The sequence below is a fragment of the Motiliproteus sp. genome, assembly GCF_965230735.1.
Lineage (GTDB): Bacteria > Pseudomonadota > Gammaproteobacteria > Pseudomonadales > Balneatricaceae > Motiliproteus.
Window position 1 is genome coordinate 890,697 of sequence record NZ_OZ246016.1, and the last position, 25,055, is coordinate 915,751.

Here is a 25,055-nt window from a genome sequence, read left to right on the forward strand (position 1 = left end):
GCAAACGGCTAACCCGGGGGATAAATAGTCGTGCGGTTAATCACGGCCTTGGGTTATGTTGGGCGCTTTGAACATCGGAGTGTTGACGTTGGAACTGAGTCTCGAGCTGATCCTGCTGCTGTTTGCTGCCGGTGCGTTGGCGGGCTTCGTCGACGCCATCGCCGGCGGCGGCGGGATGATCGCGCTGCCGGCGTTGCTGTTTGCCGGGCTCACTCCTGCCCAGGCGCTGGCGACCAATAAGCTGCAGGGCAGCTTCGGCACCCTGTCCGCCAGTTGGTACTTCGTCCGACGGGGGCTGGTCGATCTGCGTGCCATCGCCTATATGATCGGCTGTACCTTTGTCGGCTCGGCCCTGGGAACCCTGCTGGTTCAGCAGCTGGATCCGAGTTTTCTGACCGGTGCGATCCCGGTGTTGCTGATCCTGATTGCACTCTATTTCGGTTTTTCTCCCCGGCTGGGGGAAGAGGATGTGCAACAGCGGATCAGCGAGCGCGCGTTCGCGTTGACGATCGGCTTCGGGATCGGCTTCTACGATGGCTTTTTCGGACCGGGGACCGGCTCGTTCTTCGCGTTGGGGTTTGTCAGCCTGCTGGGCTTTGGTCTGACCAAGGCCACCGCCCATACCAAGGTGTTGAACCTGACCAGCAATCTGGCCTCGCTGCTGTTCTTTGTTGCCGGCGGGCAGGTGGTCTGGACCCTGGGACTGGTGATGGCGCTGGGGCAACTGATCGGCGGCCGCCTGGGTGCTCATCTGGTCGTACTGAAGGGGGCCGGCTTGATTCGCCCGCTGGTGGTGCTGATCTGTGTTCTGATGAGTCTGAAGCTATTGTTGGGCTGAGCAATTAGGGGCTCAATGCCGGCGGTTACCGGTTGGGCGACAGAGATTGAAGCTACGAGCATGGTTGGATATTCCTGTCTTTGTAGCGACTTAGCTACGCGGAGAGGCCAGTTCGCCTTGCAGCGCTGCCTTTTAGGCCAGTGATAAGCTAAAATTGCCGCCATTCCATCGCCTCCGTGTGTTTACCGGGGGCACATTTCCAGCTTCAAACTGACAGGTTGAACACAGACCGATGGCTCAATACGTCTATACGATGAACCGGGTGGGCAAGATCGTCCCGCCCAAGCGTGAAATCCTCAAAGATATCTCCCTCTCTTTCTTCCCGGGCGCCAAGATCGGCGTACTGGGTCTGAACGGCGCCGGTAAGTCGACGCTGCTACGGATCATGGCCGGTGTTGATACCGATATCGTTGGTGAAGCGCGGCCGCAGCCGGACCTGAATATCGGCTACCTGCCGCAGGAGCCGCAGATGGACGACTCCAAGACCGTCCGTGAAGTGGTTGAGGAGGCGATGAGCGCGGCCACCGAGGCATTGGCCAAGCTGGACGAGGTTTACGCTGCCTACGCCGAGCCGGATGCCGATTTTGACAAGCTGGCTGCCGAGCAGGCCCGTCTGGAGAACATCATCCAGTCGATGGACGCTCACAACATGGAGCGCCAGCTGGAAGTGGCCGCCGACGCGCTGCGTCTGCCGGCCTGGGATGCCAAGGTTGAACACCTGTCCGGGGGTGAGCGTCGTCGGGTGGCACTGTGTCGCCTGCTGCTGACCAAGCCGGATATGCTGCTGCTGGACGAACCGACCAACCACCTGGATGCCGAGTCGGTAGCCTGGCTGGAGCGCTTCCTGGTCGACTTCAACGGTACCGTGGTGGCGATCACCCACGACCGTTACTTCCTCGACAACGCTGCCGGCTGGATTCTGGAACTGGACCGTGGCCACGGCATCCCGTACGAAGGCAACTACTCCTCCTGGCTGGAACAGAAGGAGAAGCGTCTGGAGATCGAAGCCAAGCAGGAAGCGGCCCACCGTAAGTCGGTCCAGGCCGAATTGGAATGGGTCCGTCAGGGTGCCAAGGGGCGTCAATCCAAGTCCAAGGCTCGTCTGAAGCAGTTCGAAGAGATGAGCTCGCAAGACTTCCAGAAGCGTAACGAAACCCAGGAGATCTACATTCCGCCGGGACCGCGTCTGGGCGACAAGGTGATCGAGCTCCACGGTGTCGGCAAGAAGTTCGGCGAAAAGGTGTTGCTGGAAGACCTGAGCTTTGTTATCCCGCAGGGCGCCATCGTCGGCGTGATCGGCGGTAACGGGGCCGGTAAATCGACCCTGTTCAAGATGATCAGTGGTCAGGAACAGCCGGACACCGGTGAAGTGGTGATCGGTGAGACGGTCAAGCTGGCCTACGTTGACCAAATGCGTGAGCTTAATGGATCAAAAACCGTTTTTGATGAGATCTCCGACGGTCAGGACATCATCACCGTCGGTACCTACCAAGTGCCGGCCCGTGCCTACGCCGGCCGCTTCAACTTCAAGGGTTCCGACCAGCAGAAGTTCGTAAAGGATCTGTCCGGGGGTGAGCGCAACCGCCTGCACCTGGCCAAGCTGCTGAAAGAGGGTGGCAACGTGCTGCTGCTCGACGAACCGACCAACGACCTCGACGTTGAAACCCTGCGTGCCCTGGAAGAAGCGCTGCTGGCGTTCCCAGGTTGTGCGGTGGTTATCTCGCACGACCGTTGGTTCCTGGACCGTATCGCGACCCACATCCTGGCCTACGAGGGCGACTCCAAGGCCTACTTCTTCGAGGGCAACTACTCCGAGTACGAAGAAGACTGCGAAAAGCGTGGTATCGATACCAACCCGCACCGGGTCAAGTACAAGAAGATCGACGCCTAACAGCTCGGTTCAGAAAAAAGGGCGCTTAGAGCGCCCTTTTTTTTCATCTTGCGTGATGGGAAAACCGGCTTCTAGGGTTAAGAAGCGGTGGGCCTCAGTCTGTCTGTCATGACTTCAGTTCGAACCGATCCGCATTCATGACTTTGGTCCAGGCTGCCACGAAGTCGTTAACAAACTTCACCTTTGCATCGTCACAGGCATAAACCTCGGCCAGGGCGCGCAATTGTGAATTGGATCCAAAAATCAGATCGACACGGGTTGCTGTCCACTTCACTTCACCGCTGTTGCGGTCTCGACCTTCGAACTCCTCCGCCTTCTCCGACGTCGGTTTCCACTCAACGTCCATATCGGTAAGGTTGAGGAAGAAATCGTTGCTCAGGACTCCCGGCCGGTGGGTCAAAACGCCGTGCAGGGAGCCGCCGTAGTTGGCGTTCAGGACCCGCATTCCGCCGACAAGAACCGTCATTTCCGGCGCCGTCAGGGTCAGCAGCTGTGCTTTATCCAACAGCAATTCTTCGGCCGAGTAGCTGTACGCTGTTTTAAGGAAGTTACGGAAACCATCCGCGATCGGTTCGAGCACCGCAAAGGATTCCGCATCGGTCTGCTCGTCGGTGGCATCCACCCGCCCCGGGGTGAAGGGGACTGCAACATTAATCCCGCCATCCCGCGCGGCTTTCTCGATTGCAGCGCAGCCACCCAGGACAATCAGGTCGGCCATGGAAACCGCTTTGGTCGATGACTGGGCATTGAAGTCCTGTTGAATCCCCTCATAGACGCCGAGTGCATGTTGCAGTTTTTCCGGCTGGTTCACTTCCCAACCCTTCTGGGGGGCCAGTCGGATGCGAGCGCCATTGGCACCGCCGCGATAGTCCGAACCACGGAACGTCGAGGCGCTGGACCAGGCGGTGTAGACCAGTTCGGAAACGGCCAGACCCGAATTGAGGATTCTTTGCTTCAAGGCGGCAATGTCGGCGGTATCGATCAGCTCATAGTCCCGAGTCGGCAACGGGTCTTGCCAGACCAGATCTTCAGCCGGTACTTCATGGCCCAGGTAGCGGGATTTCGGACCCATGTCCCGGTGTGTCAGTTTGAACCAGGCGCGTGCGAAAGCATCGGCAAACTGATCGGGATTTTGATGGAAGCGTTTGGAGATTTCACCGTAGATCGGATCCATACGCATCGACATGTCGGCCGTCGTCATCATGGTGGTGACCCGCTGGGATACGTCATGGGCTTTGGGTGCCCGATGCGCATCGTCGACACCAACCGGCACCCACTGCCAGGCACCGGCCGGACTTTTGACCAGATCCCAGTCGTAGCCGAACAGCATGTCGAAGTAACCGTTGTCCCATTGAATCGGATTCGGCGTCCAGGCACCTTCAATGCCGCTGGTGGTCGTATCATCGCCGCTACCGCTGCCAAAATCATTCTTCCAGCCAAAGCCCATCTCTTCCAACGCCGCCGCTTCCGGTTCCGGACCGACCAGGGCGGGATCTCCGGCACCGTGGGCTTTGCCGAAGGTATGGCCACCGGCGGTCAAGGCAACGGTTTCTTCATCGTCCATTCCCATCCGGGCGAAGGTTTCGCGAATATCCCGGCCCGACGCCAGCACACTGGGCTCGCCATTCGGGCCTTCCGGATTCACGTAGATCAGCCCCATCTGCACGGCGGCCAGCGGGTTTTCCAGGTCTCGTTCACCGGAATAGCGCTTTTCACCGAGCCACTCGGTTTCTGCTCCCCAGTAAACGTCTTCTTCCGGTTCCCAAATATCTTCGCGGCCACCGCCAAAGCCAAAGGTTTTCAGGCCCATCGATTCGATCGCCACATTACCGGCAAGAATAAACAGGTCCGCCCAGGACAGGCTGTTGCCATATTTTTGTTTCACGGGCCAAAGCAGACGGCGAGCTTTATCGAGGTTGCCGTTATCCGGCCAACTGTTCAGCGGTGCAAAGCGCTGATTCCCGGTGTTGGCTCCTCCGCGACCATCGGCGGTACGGTAGGTCCCTGCGGCGTGCCAGGCCATCCGAATCATGAAGGGGCCATAGTGGCCATAGTCGGCCGGCCACCAGTCTTTCGAGTCGGTCAGCACTGCTTCGATCGCTTGTTTGACTTCGCTTAGGTCGAGTTTTTGAAATGCTTCCGCGTAATCAAAGCCCTGATCAAGAGGGTTCGACTTGCGGTCGTTCTGATGAAGGATTTTTAGGTTCAGTTGGTTCGGCCACCAATCACTATTCTTGGTCCCACCGCCTGCCGTACGGGTGTTGCCGCCATGCATGATCGGACATTTTCCACTACCCGCTGTTTTATTGTTTTCCATGATGCTGCTCCCATATTGAATTGGGTAACCTGCGAAGAAGCCATGGCGGATCACGAATGGCGTGGCTTATCGTTGACGGCCCTGTGGTTGAGGGCTAATGCCATTGACTGCGCCTTGTCTCTACTCGCAGAGTCCCGGCTAGGCCTTGTACGAAGGTGACCTAGCCCTAGAGGTAGAATTTAACGATCAATAAAAGACTACGGTTGTAACGTTAGAGCAGCATGGTTGATTGTGATAATTAAATGATTTGAACGGTATGATAGATTTAAGCAATATGTGTTTTAACTAACTGATCTTGTTAGGATCCATAGTCATGTGGCGCTTGGCTGGTGGCCGAATGGCCCGCCTGGGGTCAAATAAAACCCGATGGGTGCCTGATCTGTTCGAAATGTGGAAAAAAGGGCGCTGAGTACACCCTTTTTTGATCGGTCCACTCCAGAGTAGTCAGGCTCCGGCCGCTAATCGACGCCGCCAAAGTCGACCATCGATCGCGGATAGTCCCAGCGCGATCAGGGCGATGCCGATAAGGTGGATCAGCCCGAGTGTTTCACCCAGAAACACGGAGCCCAACAAAATCGCCGAGACGGGGACTAGCAAGGTCACCAGCAGCAGGTTGGTCGCCCCGGCTGACGCCAGCAGCTTGAAGTAGATCACGTAAGCGACCGCGGTTGAGAGTACCGCCAGCGCGATGATCGACAGCCAGGTCGCCAGGCTGGGGCTGGCCAGATCCACGGCCCCTTCGGTCATCAACGTCATGGGAATCATCAGTACCGTGGAGGCGGTAACCTGACCGGCGGCAACCACGATCGGGTTGATCGACATGGCTTTGAAGCGGCGCCCATAAACACCGGCGTGGTGGCATTGAGAATCGAGGCCAGCCCCGAGGCGATCTGGGTCTGGCCCCAGACGATCAGCACGAACGGAATCGCATTATTGAGCAACCCCATTCCCAAGAAGGCCAGCCAGACCTTGGCGCTCTTGGGTGGTCGAAGCCCCATCGCCAAGGCAATGCCCCAGAGCGCGGTCGCGGCTATTCCGACCCGCAGCGTCACGATGGTCAGTGGTGGGAGTTCGGTGACGGCGACACCGACAAAGAAGAATGAGCCGCCCCAGAGTACCGATAACAGGATCAGCAGAGCCCATTCACGGGTGCCCATGGCTGCGTTGATGGTGCTGTTGGAGACTGTGCTCATAGTTTCTACCGCTCGGGTTGATGACTGTTAGGGGTTAGCTTAAGCATCGTGGCTGCAGCAAAACATCCGATTCTTGCGGCCTATTTTCAGTTGGGATGAATCCACAGCATGACCGTAGGTCAGCCGTCTTCGAATTCCGCAGCAACAAACGGATGGCAGCGTACCGGTCGCTCAGGCTTTATAGTACAACCACCCATTGAAAAGCCTTGATGCCATGTTGATGCCTTCAGAACAACAGATGCGTGCCGCGATTGCGGCTAGAGACAAGTCCCGTGACGGCCAGTTCTACTACGGCGTGATTACGACGGGGGTGTTTTGTCGGCCCTCGTGCCGCTCCCGTCCGGCAAAACCGGAGAATCTGCGCTTCTTTGCCAGTATCGAAGCGGCCATGGTGGCTGGTTTTAGGCCCTGCCAACGTTGCCAGCCTGCTGAGGATTCACCGCGTATCAATCGGCTGGTCGACATTGCCCGTCATATCGAAGCCCATGCCGACCAGCGCTTAACCCTGGCTGAGCTGGCCGAGTTGGCAGGGCTGTCACCCTCCCGTTTACAGCGGATCTTCAAACAGGCCTTTGGAATTTCTCCCAAGGCCTATCAGGATGCGGTGCGGATGCGGCATTTCAAACAGTCATTGAAACAGGGAGAGGGGGTGACTGAAGCGATCTTCTCGTCCGGTTTTGGCTCGATCAGCCGGGTGTACGGTGAAGCGACCCGTAATATCGGCATGACCCCCAAAGCCTATCGGGCCGGTGGCTTGGGTGAGTCGATCAGCTATGCCTGTCGTCGTAGCAGTTTAGGTCCGATGATGATGGCGGCGACGGAGAAAGGGGTCTGTTTTGTTCAGTTTGGCGATGATGAACCGGGGTTGATCGAGCAGTTGCAGCAGGAGTTCCCCAACGCTACGCTGGCCGAGTCCGAGGCTCGGCATGATCCAGCGAGTGATCAGGAGCTCGAGCGTTGGATGGAAGCGCTGGAGCAGCATATCAGCCAGGGCGCGCCGCGACCGGAGTTGCCGTTGGATATCCGCGGAACCGCGTTCCAGATGCGGGTATGGCAGTTTCTGCTCAGTATCAAAGAGGGTGATGTGCTCAGTTACGGCGAGGTGGCCAAACAGATCGACCAACCCAAAGCCGTTCGCGCGGTGGCGTCGGCCTGCGGTAAGAACCGCATCGGCGTGTTGATCCCTTGCCACCGGGTGTTGCGCGGGGACGGCAGTCTGGGGGGGTATCGCTGGGGGTTGGCGCGTAAGCGGACGTTGCTGGATAACGAGCGAGAGCGGAACCGGAGTTAGGGCGATAGCGTTTAACAGGGATTAGGGTCTATGCTAGCGGGATATCAAGTCAGAGAGAGCAGGTGAGTTATGAGAACGCTGATCGCATTTGCTGTGTTGCTGTGTACCTTTGTTGCCGGGCCCGCAGCGGCTGCCTCCAAGGCCGAGATCGATGCCAAGACGAAGGCGGCGCTGACCGCCTTCTATGAGCACTCCTCCGCCGGTAAAGAGCTGGTGCAGAAGTCTCAAGGGATGCTGGTGTTTCCCGAGGTGATCAAGGCCGGTGTCGGCATCGGCGGGGAGTACGGCGAAGGCAAGCTGATCGAAGGGGGCAAAACCACCGGCTACTACAACATTGCCGCAGCTTCGATCGGGTTTCAGTTGGGTGCTCAGATCAAGTCGCAGATCATCCTGTTTATGACCCAGGATTCGCTGAACCAGTTTAAGCGCAGTGAAGGCTGGAAGGCGGGCGTTGATGGCAGTGTCGCGCTGGTCACTCTTGGCGCCGGTGGCGAGATCGATTCCAACAACATCAAGGATCCGATCATCGGTTTTATCTTCTCCAACAAGGGGTTGATGTATAACTTGTCGCTGGAAGGCAGCAAGATCACCCGGTTAAATAAGTAACCGATGTAGCCTGCGATGGTGTTGATACCAACGGAATGACTGTGTAGCAGGAGGCTATGACATGTCGGAAATCGATCTGGGGGCATTGCTGGCCACTGGGCTGGCCTTCTTTATCGTGACCGTCTCTCCCGGGCCGGCGACGCTTTCCAATGCAACCATTGCGATGAGCCATGGACGTACAGCCAGTCTGGTCTATGGGGCGGGTTTGTCCTGTGGTCTGATCTTCTGGGGGCTGATTGCGGCGAGTGGGATGGGCGCTATCCTGCAGAGTTCGATCTATCTGCTGTCTGCGCTTAAAGTGGTCGGCGGGCTGTACCTGTTATGGCTGGCCTATCTATCCGCTCGTTCGGCCTGGACGCAAGCCCCCGGTGGTCCGGTCGTTGTCCACCAACAAAAATGGTTTATCAAAGGGCTGCTGCTTAATATCTCCAATCCCAAGTCGGTGGTGGCTTGGATGGCCGCGCTCTCCATCGGTCTTGATCCCGATGACGGCTTTTGGGCCATCGTGGCTGCGACGACGGTCTGCATTGTTGTCGGGTTTCTGGCCAATGCGTTGTATTCGGTACTGTTTTCCTTGGAAGGTATGATGCGAGCGTATCAGCGTTGCAAACGCTGGATCAGTGGTGCGGTCGCCGGGCTGTTTGCCTTTGCCGGGATGGGGCTGATTCGTTCTGCGTTGTCGCGGTGATGGATGCCAGCTACTCAAATTCCTCCACCGCAAAATCGATCAGCGCCCGCACCTTTCTCGAGAGCACACTGCCGGACAGATAGACCGCGCAGATCGGGTGTTGCGGGGTCTGGTAGTCGTCGAGCAGCGGCACCAGACTACCGTCGGCCAACGACTGTTGCAGCACAAAATCCGGGCAGAGGGCTATGCCGATTCCATCCAGCGCCCAGTCGCGGGCTACCCGGGCACTGTTGACCATCAATTGACGGGACGGAGCAAAGGTGAACTCCGCGCCGTTCTGTTGGAACGACCAGCGTGGATCACCACGGGTATTGGTGTCGACGATGCAACGGTGATGCTGCAGGTCCGCCGGACTTTGTGGTTTGGGGTAGCGCTGCAGGTAATCCGGCGAGGCGACCAGCAGGTTTCTGACCTGGCCCAGCTGACGATATTTCAACGACGCCGATTCCAATCGACCGATTCGAAAGGCCAGATCGAACCCTTCGGTGGCCAGGTCCACGTGGGCATCGTTCAGGCGCAGATCGATGATGATGTTCGGATGGTGGCTCGAGAAACGGCTAAGCAGGCGGCGCAGGTGGGTTTCGCCGTAAGTTACCGGCGCCGAAATGCGCAGCAAGCCGCTCAGGCCCTTGTCCTGTTCGGCCACCGATCCCAGCATATCCTCCAGTTCATTCAATAACGCCGGTGCCCGGGCCAGCAGGTCCTGACCGGCCGGGGTCAGGCTGACCTGGCGGGTGGTTCGCTGCAGCAGCCGGGTGCCGATTCGGGTTTCCAGCTCGGCCACGTATTTGGAAGTCAGCCGGTTGGAGATCCCCAACCGCTGCGCGGCGCGGGTAAAGGAGCCGGTCTGAGCGGTGGCAACAAAGGCTTTCAGGCCGTCGATCATATCCATTTGACTGACCCATTAAGAACAATATGTAGTAAATGATTCTATATATGGATCATTGTGTGGAAAACCCTGTGGGCGCATAGTTTTCCTATCTCAACACAGAACCACGACGAGGTAGACCATGCACACCATCCATCCTGATCACGCGTCCTATGCAGCTCTGGTACTGCGGCTGACATCCGGCGCCCTGTTTATCGCCCATGGCCTGATGAAGGTTTTCGTCTTTACCATTCCCGGTACCGTCGGGTTTTTTGAAAGCCTGGGTTTGCCCGGTTTGTTGGCCTACCTGACCATCCTCGCCGAGCTGGGCGGCGGGTTGGCTCTGATCCTGGGGGTGGCGGTACGTCCGGTTTCGCTGCTGTTGATCCCGGTGCTGCTCGGTGCAACCTGGGCGCATGCCGGTAATGGCTGGGCCTTCGGCAATCAGGGCGGCGGTTGGGAGTATCCGTTGTTCTGGGCCCTGGTCCAGCTGGCGATCGGGTTGTTGGGTAGCGGCGCTTTCGCCCTGAAACTGGGCAATAAGCTGGCGGCAAGACAGGCCCAGGCAGCCTGAGCCCTCGAGAAACCGAAATTCATCGATTCATCCACGCCCCGGTCGTTTGACCGGGGCACATGATTAGGCGACAACAATGCTTGTAAATGGTCAATGGCAACAGCGATGGGACCCGGTTCAGCAGCAGGATGCCGACGGACGTTTTATTCGCCAGAACAGCGCCTTCGATGGTCGATTAAAGGGTGATCTGGATGCCTATGTCGGTCGCCTACGGCTCTATGTCGGTTATATCTGCCCCTGGGCGACCCGAACCCTGATTGCCCGCTCGCTATTGGGACTGGAGTCACAGATTCCGGTCCGGGTGGTCGATCCGGTACTGACCGATTTCGGCTGGTGTTTCGGGGATTATCCCGGCAGCAGCGACCCGCAGCTTGAGGAGGTGCAGTACCTGCACCAGCTCTATACCGCCACCGATCCCCATTACAGCGGACGGGCGACGATTCCGCTGCTGTGGGATCGGCAGCAGCAGCGCATCATCAATAACGAATCGGCCGATATTCTGAAGATCTTTAATGACGATCTACGTCCCTGGCATCAGTCTGAGTTGGATCTGATGCCCAAGGGACTAGAGCCGGAGATCGAGGCCTTTAATGCGAGTATCTATCACCGCTTTAACAACGGTGTCTATCGGGCCGGCTTCGCTTCCAGCCAGCAAGCCTACGATGAGGCTTTCGCGGAGGTGTTTGATACCCTGGATGGGTTGGAAGCACACTTCAGCCAACACCCCTATGCAGTTGGCGAGCAACTGACCGAAAGCGATATCCGTCTGTTTGTCACCCTGAGTCGGTTCGATGTCGCCTACCATGGGCTGTTCAAAACCAATCTTCGACAGATACAAGATTATCCGGCGCTGTCGGCCTATCTGGAGCGGTTGCTGGCCATCGAGGCGTTCGCCGACAACACCCGTATCGATCATATCAAGGCGGGCTATTACTCGATCAAGGCACTCAATCCTACCGGGGTTGTACCGATCGGGCCGCAGCTGCCCTGGTTTCGCTATTTGAAGGAGGGAGTATGAGCAGCTTGGCACCGGTGATGTTTATCAGCCATGGCTCTCCGACCTTTGCGCTCGAGCCGGGGACGGCCGGTCAGCAATTGCGGCAGCGATCGGGACTGTTTGACCACCTGAAGGCGCTATTGGTGATCTCCCCCCACTGGATGACCCGTGGCAGCTTCCTAGGCGCCGCCGAGCACCCGGAAACGATCCATGACTTTGGCGGATTTCCGCCGTCGTTGTACCAGCTGCAGTATCCGGTACCCGGTTCGTCAGCGCTGGCTGCGGAGATTCAAACCCATTTGGCACAGCAGGGCGTCGAAGTTCAGCTCGACCCACGGCGCGGGCTGGATCACGGCGTATGGGTACCGCTGATGCACCTTCGGCCCGACGCCGATCTGCCGGTATTGCCGTTGTCGCTCAACGTGGATCACAACCCGGCGCAGCTGCTGCAGCTGGGACAGGCGTTGGCAGCGTTGCGGCAGCAAGGGGTGGCCATTATCGCGTCGGGCGGGCTCACCCATAACCTGAGGGATATACGTTTCAACGCTAGGGTCGCCGCCGACTATGCCGAGCGCTTCCAGGGCTGGGTGGGTGAGCAGGTTCGGGAGCGGGAGCTGATCGCGTTACAAAATCCAGCCCGCCACAGCCCGGATTTCGAACGTGCCCACCCGACTCCCGAGCACTACCTAGCGTTGTTGATCGCGATGGGGGCGACCACGGAACAGGACCGATTGGAGACGCTGGGCAGTGTTATTGAACACCGCGCAATCTCGATGACCAGCTACCTGTGGCAGCGTTCATAGGTCAATAGAGCATCGATCCGGTTTAACTAAATTAGACTTGAATCAAGGTTTCTAGGACTTTTTCCTACTACTTTTACCCGAGTACACAGAACTAGCCTATTCTCAGGCAATAGCGCCAATAAGAGCGCGTTGTACACCGATAAGCTGTACCAGGGTGAGACCATGAAGTTACTTCGAACGCTGTCGTTGAAATCGAAGATTTTGGCGAATTCTATCCTGCTGTTACTCCTGCTCTGCCTCTGTGTAGGCTATTCCCTGATAACGATGAACAGTATCGGCAAAGAGCTTGAAGGCATTACCGAACTGGACGTGCCGTTGACGGAGAAGCTGACCGCGGTCAGCGAGCATCAGTTGCAGCAAGCGGTCCATTTCGAACGGGTGCTGCGATACTTCGAGCAGGCACAAGCCGGTGCGGGTAGTAATGATCGGATCGATCAGGAGCTCAGCTACATCGATAAGCTGGGGGCCAAGGTAAAGCAGGAGCTGTCCGAGGCTGAACAGCTGGCAAGCTTTGCGGTTCAGCAGGCTCATAACGCCGAAGAGCTGAGCGAATTCAAGCAGGTGCTGGCCAGTATCGGCGAGATCAGCGGCGGATACGCGCAGTTCACCAGCCAGATGCAACGGGCGATCGGGTTGTTTAAAGACAATAAGCCGGAGCAGATGGTTTCGGTGGTGGATCAGATGGTTCAGCAAGAAGAGAAATTGGTTCATCAGCTCGAAGAGCTGGTCCACGAGATCGGCCAGTTCACCGAGCACGCGGCGCGTGAAGCCTTGGCCCATGAGCAGAGCGCGCTGACGACACTGATCAGTATCGCCGTGGGCTCGATCCTATTGGGAATCATTCTGTCGCTGTTGATCGTCAGAGATATCTGGCGCGAAATCGGGCATGAGCCGCGGGCACTGAACCAGATTGCCCAGAGTATCGCCGATGGGGATCTAACCATGGAGGCGCCGGATAAGGAGAAATCCCTGGGTGTCTACGGCGCCCTGGGTACGATGTTGATCAATCTGAAAACCCTGATCGAGGGGATTCAGATTGGTGGCGAGCACGTGGCTTCCTCGTCGCAGGAGTTGGCCGCCGTCACCGAGCAGACCAATCAAAACCTGACCTCCCAGCATCAGAGCACCGACCAGGTTGCCACCGCCATTACCGAGATGAGCTCGGCGGTGGAAGAGGTGGCGCGTAGCACCACGGCTGCTGCCGATGCGGCCACCGAGGCTACCAACCAGGTATCGCAAAGCAGTGCCCTGGTGGGTCAGACGGTCGAGGGTGTGCAGCGCCTGGCGCAACAACTGCAGGCGACGATGTCGGTGATCGGCGATCTGGAACAGGGCGCCACCGAGATCAGCAGTATTCTGGATGTGATCAAGGGCATCGCCGACCAGACCAATCTGCTGGCGCTCAATGCTGCGATCGAGGCGGCCCGTGCCGGCGAGCAGGGCCGAGGCTTTGCCGTGGTTGCCGATGAGGTGCGATCGTTGGCCAAGAGCACCCAGGAGTCGGCGGCCGAGATTGAGAATATGATTGTCCGGGTTCAGGCCAGCGCCAATCAGTCGGTGGGAGCGATGCGACAGGGCACCGAGCAGGCCGAGCAGGTGTTGGTTCAATCCGAGCAAGTCACAGCCGCGCTGGATCAAGTCCAAAGCGCCGTCAGCGCGATTTCTGATATGAATACTCAGATCGCTTCGGCCGCCGAAGAACAGAAGGCGGTGGCCGAGGATGTCAGTCGCAACATCAACGAGATCGCCACCATGGCGGTAGAGAATGGCGAGGGCAGCAAGCAACTGACGGCGACCAGTGAAGAGTTGTCGCAGTTGGCGCAACAGCTGCAGTCGCAGATCCGCCAGTTTCGCTTGAAGGCCGGATAGGGCTGACGGGAAAGGGCCTCCATGGACGCGACCGCTGAGACGAAACCACCCCACAGAGCCCCTTCAACCATTCTGGAGAGGGACCTGGAGCGACGCTCGATCAGCGGTATCTACGCCTATCTGATCGCCTGGGTGGTGATCGGTTGGGTGTCCGAAAGCTACGCCTCCGAACCGGACTACTTCTGGAGCGTGTTGACCGTACTGGCGGTGCTGGGTTCGCTGCGTCTACTCAGTTATCTCTACAGCCGCCAGCTGTTGGCAGGTCGACCGCTTCTCTGGAACCTGCTGTTCGGCTTCAACGCCCTGGCCCCGGCGTTGGTGTTTGGTCTGTTGCTGGCAATGGCGATGGCCCATGGTGATCACGATCACCACAGCGATGAGTTTATTTACCTGCTGATGGCGGTGTTCGGCTTGGTCAGTGGCGGTATCGTGACCTTCTCGCCCAAGCTGGGCCTGGCCAATGCCTACCTGCTGTTGATCAGTGTGCCTTCACTGTTCGCCGTGTTGTTTATTAACCCGGATCACCGCGACGAGGGGTTGCTGATCTTTATCTTCAGCCTGTTTTCCCTGGTGCATATCCGGTTGCTGAATAAGGAGTACCTGGAGCGGGTTGCCCAGCGAGATTCGCTGGAGCGGTTGAGCCAGATCGATGGGCTGACAGATGTCTATAACCGGCGTTACTTCGATCAGGCGCTGCAGTTGTACTGGAAGTCCCATCTGCGCAGTGGTGAGTCGCTCGGGTTGCTTCTGATCGATATCGACCATTTCAAGCAGGTCAATGACACTCATGGCCATCCCGCCGGCGACAAGGTGTTGAAGCAGGTGGCCGCCACCATCAAACACAGCTTCCGGCGCGATACCGATGTGGTGGCTCGTATCGGTGGGGAAGAGTTTGCGGTACTGATGTCCGAGCCTGGCGAACCGGTGATCGAGCAGCTCGCCCACGCACTGAATATCCAGATCGCCAGACAGTCGGTACGCAGCGACCGTGCGAACCTACAGGTGACCGTCAGTATCGGGGTAGCGCTGGCAACGCCGCAGCTCAGCATTAGCTTGCAGGATTTTTACAAAGCCGCAGATCGCTGTCTGTATCAGGCCAAGGAGCAGGGGCGAGATCGGGTGGTCAGTTGTCAGCTATCGGGACCCTAGGCGCCGCGTTAGTCCGTTTTTCTTTCAGGCGCTGAACGCACGCATCCAGTGGGTCAGATGCTGCAACAACTGCTTCGGGCCTTCGGGCAGCTGACGGCCGAGCCGGGTGATCATATGGGCTTCGCCGGATGCCAGGATCGGATGGTCGATCGGCACCGCGCAGAGCTGTCCGTCGGCGATCTCCCGGGCCACCACAAAGGCGGGCAGGAAGGTCACGCCCATCTCGGAGCGGACAAAGTTCTTCATCACCGCGATCGAGTTGGTGGTGACACTCGGATTGAGTCGGATCCGCTCCTTAAACTCGACGATCGACAACAGCTGACGGATACCGAAATTGCCTTCCTGCAAGGCCAGCGGATAGTCCAGCGTCTCCTCCAGGCTGACCGGACGTTGCCGCGCCTGCAACGGATGCTGCGGGGGTACGATCACACACAACGGCTGGCAGCTCTTGGCCTGGGTTCGAATCGCCGGATGGCTGGGAGGGTGAAACAGCAGTCCGATATGGGCCTGATCCTCTTCGACCCGGCGGATCACGTCATTGGTACCGCCCATGGTGACCGACACCGACAGATCGGGGTAACGGCGGTTGAACTCGGGGAGTGGTCCGGACATCAGGTCGCCGACAAAGCCTTCGCCGACCGCCAGATCGATATGGCCACTCTTGAGGCCGCGTAGGGCGTTGAGCTGCGACAGGCAGCCCTCCTGATGGGACAGCGATTCGCGGTAGTAACGCAGCACGATCTCACCCGCCGGGGTCACCTTGACCCCCTTGCGATGGCGCTCGATCAGGGTGGCGGCCAGCTCCTCCTCCAGCAGTGAGATCTGGCGGCTGACCGCCGACGGGGCCACATTGAGCTTATCGGCGGCGGCCCGCACGGTACCCATCTGGACCGCTTCAAACAGGTACTTGATCCGCTTTTCGTTGATCCCCGCGATCAGGTCTTTGTGCGTCATCGCCGTAAACCCGGACTCAATCGTTGCTGTCCGGAGTCAGGCAGGCTTGGGCCAGATTGACCCAGTAGCTGGCCCCCAGCGGCAGGATCTCGTCGTTAAAGTCGTAGTGGGGGTTATGCAGTCCCCGACCGCCTTCGCTGCTGCCGTTGCCGATCCAGATATAGGCGCCGGGGCGCTGTTCGAGCATAAAGGAGAAGTCCTCGGCCCCCATGCTGGGTGGCTCGCACCGTTTGACCTTGGCTTCGCCCACCAGCGCGCCGGTCACCTCGGCGCAGCGCTGGGCATGCGCGGGATCGTTGATGGTGGCCGGATAACCGCGGCGGTAGTCCAGGGTGCCGGTGGCGCCGTGGGCGGCGCAGATATGCTCCACCCGACGCTGCATCTCGGCTTCCAGATGATCCTGCATCTCGGTCGAGAACGCCCGGCAGGTGCCCGACAGCCGGATCGACTCGGGGATCACGTTGTAGGCGTCGCCACCGTGCATTTGGGTGACGCTGACCACGCCGCTGTCGAGCGGGTTCAGACCACGGGCGACGATGCTTTGCAGCGCGCTGATCAGCTGGGCTGCGACCGGTACCGGATCGACCCCCAGATGGGGCATGCCGCCGTGGGCGCCCTGGCCGACGATATCGATGTCGAACACCGCCATAGACGCCATCACCGGGCCGTTGTGGACCGCAAAGGAACCGGCCTCGAGGCCGGGCCAGTTGTGCATGCCGTAGACCGCATCAACCGGGAATCTGTCAAACAGGCCCTCTTCGCACATCTTCTTGGCGCCGGCTCGTCCCTCCTCGGCCGGCTGGAAGATAAATACCAGGGTACCGGCAAAGTCCGGATTTTCGGCCAGGTGTTTGGCGGCACCCAGCAGCATGGTGGTGTGGCCGTCATGGCCGCAACCGTGCATCTTGCCCGGGTGGGTGGAGCAGTGATCGAAGCTGTTCAGCTCCTGCAGATTGAGCGCGTCCATATCGGCCCGCAGGGCAACCGACTTCTGGCCCGACTGCCGTCCTCGCAGCACGCCGACGACGCCGGTAACCGCCAGACCGGTATGGACCTCCAGTCCGAATTCGCGCAGCAGCTCGGCCACTTTGGCGGCGGTTCGGTGCTCTTCATAGGCGGTTTCCGGGTGGGCGTGCAGATCGCGACGCCATTGCTGCATCTGCTGATGAAGTTCGCTGTTGGGTTGGATCGGTAACACGTTGCTCTCCTGTGGGCCCGCGCTGCTGCCTGTAAACATGGCAAAGGGTTGGCGCTTAGCTGTCGGGGTAGATCTCGATAATGGTATTGCCGGCGTAATGGGCCGGAATTCGCAAGCCACCATCGCGGGTAGCCACGAACTCTACCCCATTTTGTCGTAGTAGAGCTTCTGCTTTTTCCGGGGTGGCGGTACTGACCCGGATCGCCACCCCGGTGGGCAGCTCGGTATCGCCGAGGTCCAGATCGACACCGTCGAAGCGCTGTCTGGCCTGCTCAAGGCTGAGCACTTCGAACAGCCCCCGGTCGGTCTGAACCTGCAGTCCCTGCTCGGAGCTGCTGACGGCCGCGTCGCCGTAGATGCCGATAAAGCGGGGCCGAAGCTGCTCGGGATCGGCAGCGACATAGCTGACCCGGGTGATGCCGTTGGCGCCGTTGGGGTGATCCATCCACTCCTTGACCCAGACCAGATGGGGTTTGTGCTGGTGGCAGAAGAAGTGGGAGATGGCCGGGAACTGCGGGTTGATCAACATCACCAGCGATACCACCGCCTCCTCTTCGCTGCCGTCGGGGCGATGGGCGACCCGGCGGAAATCGACGATGCCGTGGTTGTCGACGCCGCGTTGCTCCATCAGTTGATGATCGGCGCGGGCATCCTCGCTATGCAATGCCACCAGCGATATTCCCTCACGGCGCTCGATCGAGTCGCTGATAAAGCGGCCGAAGGCAAAACCTCGGTCATTCTTCAGATCCAGTTTGTCGGGATCGTAAATGCTGATCAGCTCGATAAAGTTGTCGGGAAACATCAGCAGGTGGTTGTCGGTGCCCCAGGGGTGGTGGTGGCGGGGATTGATAAAGAACCCGAGCCGTTCGAAATTGCGGCTGGTCTGGTCCATATCGCGCACGGCGACCAGCGGATGATCGATACCCAGATGATTTTTCATACTCTGTTGCCTTTGTTTTCTGCGCTGCTTGCGTCCAATTTGGCCGCGCCGATCAATCGCGCGGCGCTGCCGACCACGGTCTGATTAGCTGCCACCGGTTTGACCACCACGGCACCGGCGGCAACCTTGGCCTCGGCGCCGATCTCGATATTGCCCAGTACCAGTGCGCCGGAACCGATAAAGGCGCCTCGGCGAATTTTCGGATGCCTATCGCCCTGGCCCTTGCCGGTTCCGCCCAGGGTCACGCTCTGGAAGATGGTGACCTCATCTTCGACCACGGCGGTCTCACCGATCACGATACCGACCGCATGATCGATAAAGATGCCGGCGCCGATTCGGGCGGCGGGATGGATATCGACGCCGTAGAGCGACACCACCCGTCCCTGAATATAGTTGGCCAGCGGTTGATCACCGCGCTGCCAGCAGGCGTGGGCCAGTCGGTGGGCCTGCAGGGCCTGATAGCCACCGAAGTGGAGTAGCGGGGTGTAGTGATCCTTGATCGAGGCATTGCTCTGCAACTGGCAGCACAGGTCCTTCAGCGCCGCTGCTTCGATCGCCGGGTCGGCTTCCATCAACTGGCTGAACTGCGCATGCCAGGCGTCGATCCGGAAGGGATCGTCACTTAGCTTGGTGGCCAGAATATACGCCAGCGCGGCGCCGAAATTATCGTGCTGCAGCAGTTGTTGCTGGTAGAAGTCGGCCAGCAGCGGAAACTGTTGCGCATCTCGCCGGGCTTCTTCATGAATGGTGCTCCAGAGTCGATCCAGGTCGATCTCACGCCGATAGTCATCCATCAAATTAGCCTCCTTAAAAAGCCCGGCCCGTAGGCCGGGAAAGAGCCGTTTGTAAAAACGGATAGGGCTGTCATCTTTTGCTTGCGGATTATTCGATCGAGTAGCCGAACTGCACCGCGGCTTCCCGGGCCGTCTCGACCCAGACGCTCTTGGTGCGGGTGTACTCCAGCAAGCCTTCATAACCGCTGGAGCGTCCATAGCCGCTCTCGCCAAAGCCACCGAACGGCGACATCACATTGATCGCCTTGTAGCTGTTGACCCAGAAGGTGCCGGCGTTGACCTGCGCCGCCAGTCGATGGGCGCGACCCACATCGGTGGTCCAGACCGCACCGCCGAGTCCGAAGCGGCTGTCGTTGGCGATCGCCAACGCCTGATCCTCGTCGTCGAACGGAATCACCGATAGCACCGGCCCGAAGATCTCCTCCTGGGCGACCCGCATCCGGTTATCGACACCCGCCAGCACGGTGGGCTGATAGAAATAACCGTTCTCGCCCTGACCTACCTCGGCCCGCTGGCCACCGGCAGCGACCTGGGCGCCTTCGGCGATGCCATCGGCGACCAGGCTACGGACATGATCGAACTGCTTGGCGTTGTTGATCGGTCCGATCATGGTCTGCTCCATCCAGGGCAGCCCGACCGGCAACTTGGCGCAGGCTCCGGCGACCCGTTCGACCACCTGGTCGTAACAGCTGCGCTGCACCAACAGTCTTGAGCCGGACACGCAGCTCTGACCGGCGGCGGCGAACACCGCAGCCTGGGCGCCGACCACGGCGCGGTCGAGATCGGCATCGTCAAAGATGATATTGGCCGACTTGCCGCCCAGCTCCAGCACGCAGGGGATGACGCGCTGGGCGGCGGCAGCCGCGATGCGGCCACCGGTCTGCGGTGAGCCGACGAATACCACCTTGGCGGTGGCCGGATTGGCAATCGCCGCGGCACCGGTGGTGTGTCCCAGGCCATTGATCACATTGACCAACCCTTTGGGGACGCCGGCTTGCTCGATCAGTTTGACCAGCACCGTGGTGCTCAGCGGGGTCAGCTCCGAGGGTTTGAGCAACACGCCGTTCCCGGCACAGATGGCCGGTGCGATCTGCCAGCCACCGGTGAAGACCGGCGCATTCCAGGGGGTGATCTGGGTGACCACACCGTAGGGTTCGTGGCGGGTGTAGTTCATGTGGCTGGTGGGGACCGGAATCACCTGGCCGGTCAGCTTGTCGCACCAGCCGGCGTAGTACTCGAACATCTCGGCGACCTTGGCCACTTCGACCCGGCAATCACGAATCGGCTTGCCGGCGGAGACGGACTCGAGGCGGGCCAGTGGTTCGGCGACCTGAGTCACCTGATGGCTGCATTGCCACAGGACTCGGGCCCGGGCGCTGGCGCTCATCGCCCACCACTTAGCCTGCGCCAGCTTGGCGGCATCGGCGGCCATCGCCACGCGGGCTTCGCCGGCATCGCGGTAGCTCATAAACGCCTGGCCGGTGGCCGGGTTGATCAGTTCGATCGTCTCGCCTTCGCCGGCGACCAGTTCGCCGTTGATCCAGCTGCCGAATTCGGTGTCGCAGCCGAGCAGTTCGTTGAGTAGTCCGGCGACCTGCTGCTCGCCGTTATGGGTCACGGTAAAAGTCATCTCAGGTCTCCAGTCCGGTGGTTTTGACGATGCAGTTAAAATCGTCTTGATCGGGAATTGTCGGTTCGCTGGCGGCCCAGATCTTGGCGACCTGCTCGGATAGCGGCAGCTCCAGCTCCAGATCACGACACAGCTTTTCGGCCAGGCGTACATCTTTGCGCATCAACTGCATCGTAAAGCCCGAATCGAAACCGTTATTGAGGATCCAGCGGGGGAAGTTCACTTCGCTGACCGCGCTGCGACCGGAGCCGGCGTTCAGGCCTTCCAGCAGTTTGGCCGGATCCAGCCCGGCTTTTTGTCCCAGTGCGACGGCTTCGGCGGTGGTAACCAGGTGAGCGGCGCAAAGCAGGTTGTTGATCAGCTTGGCGGCATGTCCGCTGCCGGAGGGGCCAAGGTGAACGGCCTTGGCGCTCAGGGCCTCGATAAAGGGCTTCGCTCGCTGCAGATCCGCGTCCTTGCCGCCGATCACCATCACCATGGTGCCGGCGGCTGCTCCGGACGGGCCGCCGCTGACCGGAGCATCCAGCAGGGCGTGTCCCTGACTGGCCAGCTGCTCGGCCAGCCCTCGGGTGACGTCCGGCTCGGACGTGGAGGTGTCGATCACCAGGGTCGATAGCTGGGCTGACTGCAAAATGCCATCGTCACCGACTATGACTTGCTTGACGTGCTGGGCGGTGGGTAGCGACAGCAGAATCACGTCGGCTTGCTGGCATAGCTGCGCGATGCTGTCGACCAGGGTGACACCGATCGCTTCGGCCGCCTGTCGCTGGGGGACACCTAGATCGGTGCCGAATACCTCAAAACCGCCCCGCAGCAGGGATTGGCACATGCCATTACCCATACTTCCCAGGCCGATAACGCCAATTCTGTGTTTCACCATTTTTCGCCTCTGCGTATTTGATTCTTGTTGAGCCCATGGCTTTGAACCGATTGTTACCGGTCTCTTTGTTCGGAAGAATGTCTTTAAAATTTCTTTATTGTTCTAATTTAGGCAACAAAAAGAAAATCAGCTGGCTTTGGGTGCATAAACAGCAGACCGAAAACCACGGATGGGTTTGTTACTGAACAGGGTTTGATTGAAGTGAGTTCTGAATTGAACGGATCGAAATCGGCGTTGCGAAATAGGCAACGCGAAAAAAAATCTTAGCAACAAATATCTTAGTACTCTCGATTAGCACCTTTAGGAAAGTGCAGGTTGATCTCTCGCAATATCTGTCTTTGGCAGTAAGTGACTAATCACTATTTTGGTCTGTCGCTGTTGCTTGCCGGAGATTCATCCGTCCTTGAACGCTTCCTACGATAACAACAAATCGGAGTGTTAATCATGCTGAAAACCCTGATCCAAAACCCCGGCGTTAAACAAATTGCCGGTTCGGTTGCGCTGGCCGCGACCCTGATGGCCCCGACCTATTCCCATGCGACAGAAGAGGTTGTTCTGGCCCATGCGATGTCAAACGATCATATCTTTAATCCGATCGCCGACCATTTCATGGCTTCGTTGGCGAAGAATGCGCCCGATGCGTTTGAGATCAAGTACCACCCGGGGGGTGACCTGGGCGATTGGACGTCTCAATTTGAGCAAACCATCGCCGGAGAGATCGGCATGACGATGACCTTTCCGGCCACCGACTTCGACCCGCGATTGAATATTTCGATCATGGGGATGGTGGCCGACAGCTGGGACGATGCGGTCAAAATCTATGGCCCCGGCGGCTCGATGGTGGGGACCTATAACGAGATCTACGCCGGACTGAATATGAAATTGCTGGCGATCCTGCCGGTGGATTTCGGCGGTATCGCGATCCGTAAGGGGATGGGCAAGGTACCGGTCAACTTTCCGGAAGACGGTGCCGGCCTGAAGGTGCGGGTGCCGCCGATGCAGACCGCCATCAAGCGTTTTGAATACCTGGGCTTCAACCCGGTGCCGATGCCGTTCTCGGAGCTCTACACCGCGCTGCAGCTGGGGTCCGTCGACGGACGGACTTTCGGTCCGCCCTCTGAGATCTGGCAGATGCGCGATGTGCTGGAGACCTATGTCTTTTCACGGGATTACTTCGAGCAGGGCGCTTTTCTGGTCAACCTGGATTGGTGGAATGACCTGAATCCGGAGCAGCAGCAGGCGCTGCAGGCCGCCGCGGATGACGCCGCCAGCTGGGCCTGGCAGGAAGCGGAGCAGATCAGCGAAAAACTGATCGCCGACATCAAGGACTATGGCATCAATGTGGTTGAGCTGGATGCCGCCCAGCAGAGCAAACTGCGTCAGATCATCCAGGACAAGGAATGGACCTGGATGGAAGCGACCGTCGGTAAACATCTGGTCGAACAGATTCGCGCCACCACCGCTGAGTAATTGCTCAGCCCTGTCAAAGACCGGCAGCCTGTCGGTCTTTCGATTCTTATCAGAGCCCACTTCCAGAGCACATTTACAGTGCCAGTCGGAGGCCTTACCCATGATTTCTCTGTTTGCCCGCGCCGATCGCTATCTGGCGCAGTTTTCTCGTCTCTGCTTGGTGGGCCTGACACTGCTGCTGGCCGGTCTGATGGCGGTGGCGGTGTTTCTTCGCTATGTGATGGATCAAGCCTTTCCCGCCATCGAAGAGATCAGCATCCTGGCCGGATTGTGGCTGTACTTCATCTCGATGGTGGTGGTGACCCGCGAACGCAGTCACCTGACCGGCGGCATTCTCGACCTGCTTAATCTGAGTCCCCGAACCCGGGTGCTGATCAAGGGGTTCAATGACCTGGTCGGCTTGCTGGTGATCGGCTTTTTCGGTTTCTACGCCTTCAAGTACCTGCTGTTTGTCATGAAGATCAACCGGGTCAGCACCAATTTGGGTTGGCCGACCGCGTTCTGGGTCGGCGCCGCGATTGCCGGTTTTACCCTGATGGCGCTGTACAAGGTGCGCGACCTGTTTATCCACAAAAATTCCTACACCGAGTTCGACAACAAATCGCCTCACCCGGCCGATGCGACGCTGGAGGAGATCAGCCGATGACAACCCTATCGATAACCCTGTTTCTGATTGTGACCCTGCTGCTGGTGGGGATGCCGGTCGCCTATGTCTTCGGCGTGGGGGCGGTCAGCTTTGTGTTGCTGACCGGCAAAAGCATGAGCTATCTGGTCCCCCACGCGTTCTGGCAACTGGGCAGCTTTGCGCTGCTGTCGCTGCCGCTGTTTATCATTGCCGGCGCGCTGATGGGGGCCAGTGGTATCTCCGATCGGCTGGTCCGCTTTGTGAATGCCTTTGTCGGGCCGATTCGTGGCGGGCTGGGGTCGGTGACCATCGTCACCTGCGCCCTGTTTGGTGCCATTGCCGGTTCCGGCGCCTCGGCGATTGCGGCGATCGGTTCGATCATGATTCCGAAGATGGTCGACCAGGGCTATCCGCGCGGTTATGCCACCGCACTGGTGGGCTGCTCGTCGGTGTTGGCACTGCTGATTCCACCCAGTGTGCCGATGATCATCTTCGCCTTGACCAGTGGGGTGTCGGTGGCGGCGGCCTTCCTGTCGACCATTCTGCCCGGCGTGACCATCGCGTTGATCTACTGCCTGATCAACTATCTGTTTGTGCGTAACCGTCAAGGGATGCGGGTTGAAGAGAAGATCTCGTTGCCCGAGCGTCGCCGTGTCATTGCCGGTGCCAGCAAAGAAGCCAGCTGGGCGTTGCTGATGCCGGTGATCATGTTGGGCGGCATCTACGGCGGTATCTTTACCCCCACCGAGGCTGCGGCCGTGGCGCTGGTCTATACCCTGCCGGTCGGCTTCCTGATCTATAAGGGGCTGACGTTCCAGAGTGCCGCGACGGCGATTATCAAGGGGGCGATCAGCACTGGATCAATCATCGCGATGATCTTCTTCCTGTTCGTGATGAGTCGGGTGATGATCATGGAACAGGTGCCCCAGCAGCTGTCGGATTTCCTGATCGGGCTGTCGGATAACCCCGTCGTGATCCTGTTGCTGATCAATCTGATTCTGATCGGCATCGGGATGCTGGTGGATGATGTTTCCGGCAGTATTCTGGCCTCGATAATCCTGATGCCGGTGGCGCTGGATCTGGGTGTCCATCCGATCCACTTCGCCGCGATTGTCGGCACTAATCTGGGGCTGGGTAATATCACCCCACCCTGCGCGCCGCTGTTGTACATGGCCGGTTCGGTGGGCAAATCCGCCTTCCACGAGTACCTGAAGCCGACCCTGCGCTTTATCCTGCTGGGCCATCTGCCGGTGGTGTTGGCGGTCACCTTTATCTCGGATCTGGCACTGTTGTTGCCGCGTTGGGTGATGGGAATCGAGTGATCCGAGAGGTCGCTCCCCGCAGCCTCGACTCTGGGTTGGGGCTGCGAAGGGTACAGTTTGAAAAAAACGAGGGGTACAGTGGGGGAAGGCGGACGGCTGGGATGACGGTTAAACCTGATTGTGGCTCTCAAATCACTGACATCAAAGGCGTACTCTGG

General features: G+C 59.0%; 23 protein-coding genes. 13 read left to right on the forward strand and 10 right to left on the reverse strand.

Going from position 1 to position 25,055, the window contains the following annotated elements; translation table 11 throughout:
* Window positions 1-79 precede the first annotated feature (79 nt).
* Both ACO05M_RS04250 and ettA read left to right on the forward strand, forming a co-directional pair.
* Window positions 80-838: a TSUP family transporter gene (locus ACO05M_RS04250; protein ID WP_421870647.1), complete on the forward strand. Its 759-nt coding sequence runs from the start codon at window positions 80-82 to the stop codon at window positions 836-838.
* Window positions 839-1,070: 232 nt separating this feature from the next.
* On the forward strand, window positions 1,071-2,729 hold the full coding sequence (gene ettA / locus ACO05M_RS04255) for an energy-dependent translational throttle protein EttA (RefSeq protein WP_421868207.1): 1,659 nt from the start codon (window positions 1,071-1,073) through the stop codon (window positions 2,727-2,729).
* Window positions 2,730-2,835: 106 nt separating this feature from the next.
* Here the strand turns inward: ettA and katG are convergent, their stop codons facing one another.
* From katG to ACO05M_RS04270, 3 genes are all read right to left on the reverse strand, one after another.
* Entirely contained in the window at window positions 2,836-5,046 is a 2,211-nt protein-coding gene (gene katG, locus ACO05M_RS04260) for a catalase/peroxidase HPI (protein WP_421868210.1), read from the reverse strand.
* Between the two features lie 444 nt (window positions 5,047-5,490).
* Complete coding sequence (locus ACO05M_RS04265) at window positions 5,491-5,868, reverse strand: EamA family transporter (RefSeq protein WP_421868213.1); 378 nt, start codon at window positions 5,866-5,868, stop codon at window positions 5,491-5,493.
* Window positions 5,811-6,239, reverse strand: a complete 429-nt coding sequence (locus tag ACO05M_RS04270) for an EamA family transporter (RefSeq protein WP_421868216.1) — start codon at window positions 6,237-6,239, stop codon at window positions 5,811-5,813. The genes ACO05M_RS04265 and ACO05M_RS04270 overlap by 58 nt, the downstream gene beginning before the upstream one ends.
* Before the next feature lie 220 nt (window positions 6,240-6,459).
* Between ACO05M_RS04270 and ada the strand changes: the two genes are divergently transcribed.
* The 3 genes from ada (at window position 6,460) to ACO05M_RS04285 (ending at window position 8,824) form a co-directional block, all read left to right on the forward strand.
* Entirely contained in the window at window positions 6,460-7,530 is a 1,071-nt protein-coding gene (ada, locus tag ACO05M_RS04275) for a bifunctional DNA-binding transcriptional regulator/O6-methylguanine-DNA methyltransferase Ada (protein ID WP_421868219.1), read from the forward strand.
* Between the two features lie 69 nt (window positions 7,531-7,599).
* Window positions 7,600-8,136 (forward strand): BPSL1445 family SYLF domain-containing lipoprotein, encoded by a 537-nt coding sequence (locus ACO05M_RS04280; RefSeq protein WP_421868222.1) that lies wholly within the window; start codon window positions 7,600-7,602, stop codon window positions 8,134-8,136.
* Window positions 8,137-8,197: 61 nt separating this feature from the next.
* Window positions 8,198-8,824 carry a LysE family translocator gene (locus tag ACO05M_RS04285; protein ID WP_421868225.1) on the forward strand — a complete coding sequence of 209 codons (627 nt, stop codon included), beginning with the start codon at window positions 8,198-8,200 and terminating at the stop codon, window positions 8,822-8,824.
* Window positions 8,825-8,834: 10 nt separating this feature from the next.
* Here the strand turns inward: ACO05M_RS04285 and ACO05M_RS04290 are convergent, their stop codons facing one another.
* Entirely contained in the window at window positions 8,835-9,716 is an 882-nt protein-coding gene (locus ACO05M_RS04290; protein ID WP_421868229.1) for a LysR family transcriptional regulator, read from the reverse strand.
* A gap of 118 nt (window positions 9,717-9,834) precedes the next feature.
* On the opposite strand from ACO05M_RS04290, the gene ACO05M_RS04295 reads away from it, so the two are divergent.
* From ACO05M_RS04295 to ACO05M_RS04315, 5 genes are all read left to right on the forward strand, one after another.
* Window positions 9,835-10,266, forward strand: a complete 432-nt coding sequence (locus tag ACO05M_RS04295; protein WP_421868232.1) for a DoxX family protein — start codon at window positions 9,835-9,837, stop codon at window positions 10,264-10,266.
* A gap of 76 nt (window positions 10,267-10,342) precedes the next feature.
* Complete coding sequence (locus ACO05M_RS04300; RefSeq protein WP_421868235.1) at window positions 10,343-11,284, forward strand: glutathione S-transferase family protein; 942 nt, start codon at window positions 10,343-10,345, stop codon at window positions 11,282-11,284.
* Window positions 11,281-12,066, forward strand: a complete 786-nt coding sequence (locus tag ACO05M_RS04305; protein WP_421868238.1) for a dioxygenase — start codon at window positions 11,281-11,283, stop codon at window positions 12,064-12,066. The genes ACO05M_RS04300 and ACO05M_RS04305 overlap by 4 nt, the downstream gene beginning before the upstream one ends.
* 162 nt (window positions 12,067-12,228) lie before the next feature.
* The gene (locus tag ACO05M_RS04310) at window positions 12,229-13,935 is read left to right on the forward strand and encodes a methyl-accepting chemotaxis protein (RefSeq protein WP_421868241.1); all 1,707 of its coding nucleotides are present in this window, start codon (window positions 12,229-12,231) and stop codon (window positions 13,933-13,935) included.
* A gap of 21 nt (window positions 13,936-13,956) precedes the next feature.
* Window positions 13,957-15,084, forward strand: coding sequence for a GGDEF domain-containing protein (locus ACO05M_RS04315; RefSeq protein WP_421868243.1), 1,128 nt, complete (start codon window positions 13,957-13,959; stop codon window positions 15,082-15,084).
* Window positions 15,085-15,108: 24 nt separating this feature from the next.
* Here ACO05M_RS04315 and ACO05M_RS04320 read toward each other — a convergent pair whose 3' ends face one another.
* The 6 genes from ACO05M_RS04320 to ACO05M_RS04345 form a co-directional block, all read right to left on the reverse strand.
* On the reverse strand, window positions 15,109-16,038 hold the full coding sequence (locus ACO05M_RS04320) for a LysR family transcriptional regulator (protein ID WP_421868246.1): 930 nt from the start codon (window positions 16,036-16,038) through the stop codon (window positions 15,109-15,111).
* A 16-nt stretch (window positions 16,039-16,054) separates the two neighbouring features.
* Entirely contained in the window at window positions 16,055-17,236 is a 1,182-nt protein-coding gene (locus ACO05M_RS04325) for a M20 aminoacylase family protein (RefSeq protein ID WP_421868249.1), read from the reverse strand.
* 55 nt (window positions 17,237-17,291) lie between these two features.
* Window positions 17,292-18,176: a VOC family protein gene (locus ACO05M_RS04330; RefSeq protein WP_421868252.1), complete on the reverse strand. Its 885-nt coding sequence runs from the start codon at window positions 18,174-18,176 to the stop codon at window positions 17,292-17,294.
* A complete protein-coding gene (epsC, locus tag ACO05M_RS04335; protein ID WP_421868254.1) occupies window positions 18,173-18,970 on the reverse strand; it encodes a serine O-acetyltransferase EpsC in 798 nt (265 codons plus the stop codon). Before epsC ends, ACO05M_RS04330 begins: the two co-directional genes overlap by 4 nt.
* An 88-nt stretch (window positions 18,971-19,058) precedes the next feature.
* Window positions 19,059-20,600: an aldehyde dehydrogenase family protein gene (locus tag ACO05M_RS04340; RefSeq protein ID WP_421868257.1), complete on the reverse strand. Its 1,542-nt coding sequence runs from the start codon at window positions 20,598-20,600 to the stop codon at window positions 19,059-19,061.
* 1 nt (window position 20,601) lies between these two features.
* Window positions 20,602-21,570 carry an NAD(P)-dependent oxidoreductase gene (locus ACO05M_RS04345; RefSeq protein WP_421870651.1) on the reverse strand — a complete coding sequence of 323 codons (969 nt, stop codon included), beginning with the start codon at window positions 21,568-21,570 and terminating at the stop codon, window positions 20,602-20,604.
* Window positions 21,571-21,924: 354 nt separating this feature from the next.
* Here ACO05M_RS04345 and dctP point away from each other — a divergent pair, with 354 nt between their 5' ends.
* From dctP to ACO05M_RS04360, 3 genes are all read left to right on the forward strand, one after another.
* Entirely contained in the window at window positions 21,925-22,950 is a 1,026-nt protein-coding gene (gene dctP / locus ACO05M_RS04350; protein ID WP_421868260.1) for a TRAP transporter substrate-binding protein DctP, read from the forward strand.
* Between the two features lie 100 nt (window positions 22,951-23,050).
* Window positions 23,051-23,596 carry a TRAP transporter small permease gene (locus ACO05M_RS04355; RefSeq protein ID WP_114696640.1) on the forward strand — a complete coding sequence of 182 codons (546 nt, stop codon included), beginning with the start codon at window positions 23,051-23,053 and terminating at the stop codon, window positions 23,594-23,596.
* The gene (locus ACO05M_RS04360; protein ID WP_421868263.1) at window positions 23,593-24,897 is read left to right on the forward strand and encodes a TRAP transporter large permease; all 1,305 of its coding nucleotides are present in this window, start codon (window positions 23,593-23,595) and stop codon (window positions 24,895-24,897) included. Before ACO05M_RS04355 ends, ACO05M_RS04360 begins: the two co-directional genes overlap by 4 nt.
* Window positions 24,898-25,055 lie beyond the last annotated feature (158 nt).

Bases quoted from the DNA above. Each gene is read 5' to 3' on its own strand.
- ettA (WP_421868207.1), top strand. From the start codon at position 1,071: ATGGCTCAATACGTCTATACGATGAACCGGGTGGGCAAGATCGTCCCG.
- katG (WP_421868210.1), bottom strand. From the start codon at position 5,046: ATGGAAAACAATAAAACAGCGGGTAGTGGAAAATGTCCGATCATGCAT.
- ACO05M_RS04265 (WP_421868213.1), bottom strand. From the start codon at position 5,868: ATGTCGATCAACCCGATCGTGGTTGCCGCCGGTCAGGTTACCGCCTCC.
- ACO05M_RS04270 (WP_421868216.1), bottom strand. From the start codon at position 6,239: ATGAGCACAGTCTCCAACAGCACCATCAACGCAGCCATGGGCACCCGT.
- ada (WP_421868219.1), top strand. From the start codon at position 6,460: ATGCCTTCAGAACAACAGATGCGTGCCGCGATTGCGGCTAGAGACAAG.
- ACO05M_RS04280 (WP_421868222.1), top strand. From the start codon at position 7,600: ATGAGAACGCTGATCGCATTTGCTGTGTTGCTGTGTACCTTTGTTGCC.
- ACO05M_RS04285 (WP_421868225.1), top strand. From the start codon at position 8,198: ATGTCGGAAATCGATCTGGGGGCATTGCTGGCCACTGGGCTGGCCTTC.
- ACO05M_RS04290 (WP_421868229.1), bottom strand. From the start codon at position 9,716: ATGGATATGATCGACGGCCTGAAAGCCTTTGTTGCCACCGCTCAGACC.
- ACO05M_RS04295 (WP_421868232.1), top strand. From the start codon at position 9,835: ATGCACACCATCCATCCTGATCACGCGTCCTATGCAGCTCTGGTACTG.
- ACO05M_RS04300 (WP_421868235.1), top strand. From the start codon at position 10,343: ATGCTTGTAAATGGTCAATGGCAACAGCGATGGGACCCGGTTCAGCAG.
- ACO05M_RS04305 (WP_421868238.1), top strand. From the start codon at position 11,281: ATGAGCAGCTTGGCACCGGTGATGTTTATCAGCCATGGCTCTCCGACC.
- ACO05M_RS04310 (WP_421868241.1), top strand. From the start codon at position 12,229: ATGAAGTTACTTCGAACGCTGTCGTTGAAATCGAAGATTTTGGCGAAT.
- ACO05M_RS04315 (WP_421868243.1), top strand. From the start codon at position 13,957: ATGGACGCGACCGCTGAGACGAAACCACCCCACAGAGCCCCTTCAACC.
- ACO05M_RS04320 (WP_421868246.1), bottom strand. From the start codon at position 16,038: ATGACGCACAAAGACCTGATCGCGGGGATCAACGAAAAGCGGATCAAG.
- ACO05M_RS04330 (WP_421868252.1), bottom strand. From the start codon at position 18,176: ATGAAAAATCATCTGGGTATCGATCATCCGCTGGTCGCCGTGCGCGAT.
- epsC (WP_421868254.1), bottom strand. From the start codon at position 18,970: ATGGATGACTATCGGCGTGAGATCGACCTGGATCGACTCTGGAGCACC.
- ACO05M_RS04340 (WP_421868257.1), bottom strand. From the start codon at position 20,600: ATGACTTTTACCGTGACCCATAACGGCGAGCAGCAGGTCGCCGGACTA.
- dctP (WP_421868260.1), top strand. From the start codon at position 21,925: ATGCTGAAAACCCTGATCCAAAACCCCGGCGTTAAACAAATTGCCGGT.
- ACO05M_RS04355 (WP_114696640.1), top strand. From the start codon at position 23,051: ATGATTTCTCTGTTTGCCCGCGCCGATCGCTATCTGGCGCAGTTTTCT.
- ACO05M_RS04360 (WP_421868263.1), top strand. From the start codon at position 23,593: ATGACAACCCTATCGATAACCCTGTTTCTGATTGTGACCCTGCTGCTG.